This window comes from Ornithinimicrobium sp., from assembly GCF_030537745.1.
In the GTDB taxonomy this organism is placed as follows: Bacteria; Actinomycetota; Actinomycetes; order Actinomycetales; family Dermatophilaceae; genus Ornithinicoccus.
In genome coordinates this window covers 5,590-8,211 of sequence record NZ_JAUNVI010000024.1, presented here as the reverse complement: position 1 = coordinate 8,211, position 2,622 = coordinate 5,590, and the positions used below count along the sequence as shown (strand labels likewise).

Here is a 2,622-nt window from a genome sequence, read left to right as displayed (position 1 = left end):
CCATAAGGGGGTGGCTCGGGGAGCCCCGGGACGCGATCAGGGCCGGCGGAGCCCCCCACCCACCGTGGGGCACCGCCGGTTGCGCGGGGCGGCGCCCGACACATGACGGTTCCAGGGGCTAACGGCGCTTACGGCCGCACCCGTTTGGACTCATACGCCCAGATGACGATCTGGACGCGATTGCGCACGTCGATCTTGTTCATCAGGCTGGCCAGGTGAGATTTCACGGTGCTCAAGCTGATGTAGAGCTCAGTGGCGATCTCGGCGTTAGTCAAACCACGGGCTACCGCCACCACGACCTCCTCCTCGCGGTCGGTCAAAGAGACGATGCGGCGCGATCGCTGCTCAGTGCTCGGTGAGTCAGCGAAGGTAGCGAGCAGCCGACCGGTGACGCGGGGAGCAATGAGAGCATCCCCTTGCGCCGCGGCGTGGATCGCTTGGGCGAGCAACTCCGGTCCGGAGTCCTTGAGGAGGAAACCGCGGGCACCGGCCCGGAGTGCGCCCCGCACGTGTTCGTCCGTATCGAAGGTGGTGATCACGACGACCGCTAGCGGGTGTTCGACGTCCGGTCCGGCCAGGAGGCGAGTCGCCTCGACTCCATCGAGGTGAGGCATGCGGATGTCGAACAGGCAGACGTCCGGCTGCAACTGGCCCGCCAGGAGGACAGCCTCACGACCGTCCGCAGCCTGGCCGACCACCTCGATGCCTGGCTGGCTGTTGAGGAGGGTGGTCAGCCCGGCCCGAATGATGTCCTGATCGTCGGCGAGGAGGACCCGGATCGTCATTTCAGCTCCCGCTGCCGTGGAATGTCTGCCTGGACCATCCAGCCTCCGTCGGGTCGTGGTCCCGCTTCGAGACTGCCTCCGAGCAGCGCCACCCGTTCCGCCATACCGACGAGTCCATAGCCTGGTGCGCGGAGAGTGGAAAGCGCCCGTGCACCGTCGTCAGTGATCGAGAGCCGCACGCTCTCCGTCCCACCGGCGAGGAGCACCTCGACTCTTGTCGCATGGCGTGCATGCCGATGGACGTTAGTGATCGATTCCTGAGCGATGCGATACAACGCCGTCGCGATTGATGGCCGCAGATCGTCGAGATCGCCGCGACATGTGACCTCGACCCGTAAGCCCGGACCTCCTTCAGCAGCGGCGAATTCGTCGAAGTCGGCGACGCTTCGGGGAGGGAGCATTGTTGGATTGTCGCGGCCTCGACGTAGTGAGCCGACCATCAAGCGCATCTCGGCCAAGGCACGCGAGGCCTCCTCCTCGATCACAGCAAGGCTCGAGGCCGCCCCCGACAGGTCGTTCGAACCGGCGAGGACTCTCCCGGCCTGGGCCGAGATGGTGATCGCCGCGACGTGGTGTGCCACGGTGTCGTGCAACTCGCGAGCGAGCGTTTCCCGCTCATGGGATCTGACTCCCTCCAACTGCTGGGCGCCGGCGATATGGCGGTAGCGCACCGAGAGCCCCAGCGCGGCAAAGAACAGCAGCACGATCAGGCCACCACCAGCGTCAGCGAGACCGGAGTAGTCGGTGATCGTGGCGACGAGCCATTCCGCCAGCACGACCATCAGCCCGAGTGCTGCCGCAGGACCGCTGCCCCATCGAAATATGGCGTAGACGAGCACCAGCACGACCGCGCTGGAATACAGGATGACGGGCTCGCTGTGGGTGAGGGCTGTGGCGAGGTCCACGATCAAGATCGACCCGAACCCGAGGGTGGCCATAGCCAGCGGCTGGGTGCGGCGCCACAGCGTGCTGAGAGCCAGGACGAGCCCCAGCACGAGGGAGAGGGGGCGCCATGATAGGTCGTCACGTAGGAGGACCTCGACTGCCGCCACCCCCGCCACGACCGCGGCGAGCAACCAGTCACGCCACGCGCGAGCGGGTGGGTCTTCGACGCCTGCCTCCGCCGGCAGCCAACCGAGCGCTCTCCTCACGGATTCCAGCATACGGAGTAGGCGCAGGCCGCGGATCGTCCGAAAGGCCAACGTCGATGAGGGCCTTTCGGCCGGTGTCGACCTGGCCTTTGCGCCGGTGTGCGAGAGGCCCGTTTCGGCAAGACTGGAGGTTCGTCATCGTCATCGTCAGGAGCACCCATGAACACCAAGGCAGCTCGACAGCTCAAAGACACGCCTGTCGACGTGAAGCTCGAACTCTCCGCGCTATGGATCGCGATGCTCTTCGTCTTCGCCTACGTCGACATCTTCGGCTTCTACCGGGCCGACGTCCTCGAAGCAGCGCTTAATGGCACGGTGGGGACTACCGGGTGGGCAGTCAATCAAGTGTTCCTGACCTCCACCCTGATCTTTATCGCGATCCCGAGCCTCATGGTGGCGGGGTCACTCCTGCTCACACCAAGGGTGAACCGCGTCGTCCACCTCGTCGTCGCCCCTCTTTACGTGATCAGCATCATCGCGTCGTGCCTCGGCGAAGAATGGGCCTATTACCTCATCGGCAGCGCAATGGAGGTCGTCTTGCTCCTCGCCATCGTCCGGACCGCCTGGACCTGGCCAGCGCCAGTTGAGGTCACCTCCTCAACTCCTGCGCGACACGTCCGCCCCGCAGCCCCGGTCGGGACTCAGGGGTGACGCCCTCGGAGGGTCACCTCGTGGACGCCGTCGAC

At 65.7% G+C, this 2,622-nt stretch carries 3 protein-coding genes; 1 reads left to right on the top strand and 2 read right to left on the bottom strand.

All coding sequences use genetic code 11. The annotated features are described in order from the left end of the window. Positions 1–128: 128 nt before the first annotated feature. Both Q4P07_RS07035 and Q4P07_RS07030 read right to left on the bottom strand, forming a co-directional pair. Complete coding sequence (locus Q4P07_RS07035) at positions 129–785, bottom strand: response regulator transcription factor (RefSeq protein WP_303374197.1); 657 nt, start codon at positions 783–785, stop codon at positions 129–131. Continuing rightward, on the bottom strand, positions 782–1,936 hold the full coding sequence (locus tag Q4P07_RS07030) for a sensor histidine kinase (protein WP_303374196.1): 1,155 nt from the start codon (positions 1,934–1,936) through the stop codon (positions 782–784). Before Q4P07_RS07030 ends, Q4P07_RS07035 begins: the two co-directional genes overlap by 4 nt. 159 nt (positions 1,937–2,095) lie before the next feature. On the opposite strand from Q4P07_RS07030, the gene Q4P07_RS07025 reads away from it, so the two are divergent. Further along, positions 2,096–2,587 carry a DUF6326 family protein gene (locus Q4P07_RS07025; protein WP_303374195.1) on the top strand — a complete coding sequence of 164 codons (492 nt, stop codon included), beginning with the start codon at positions 2,096–2,098 and terminating at the stop codon, positions 2,585–2,587. Positions 2,588–2,622: the final 35 nt, after the last annotated feature.

Excerpts from the sequence above, each read along its gene's own strand:
- Q4P07_RS07025 (WP_303374195.1), top strand. The coding sequence starts at position 2,096 with ATGAACACCAAGGCAGCTCGACAGCTCAAAGACACGCCTGTCGACGTG.
- Q4P07_RS07035 (WP_303374197.1), bottom strand. The coding sequence starts at position 785 with ATGACGATCCGGGTCCTCCTCGCCGACGATCAGGACATCATTCGGGCC.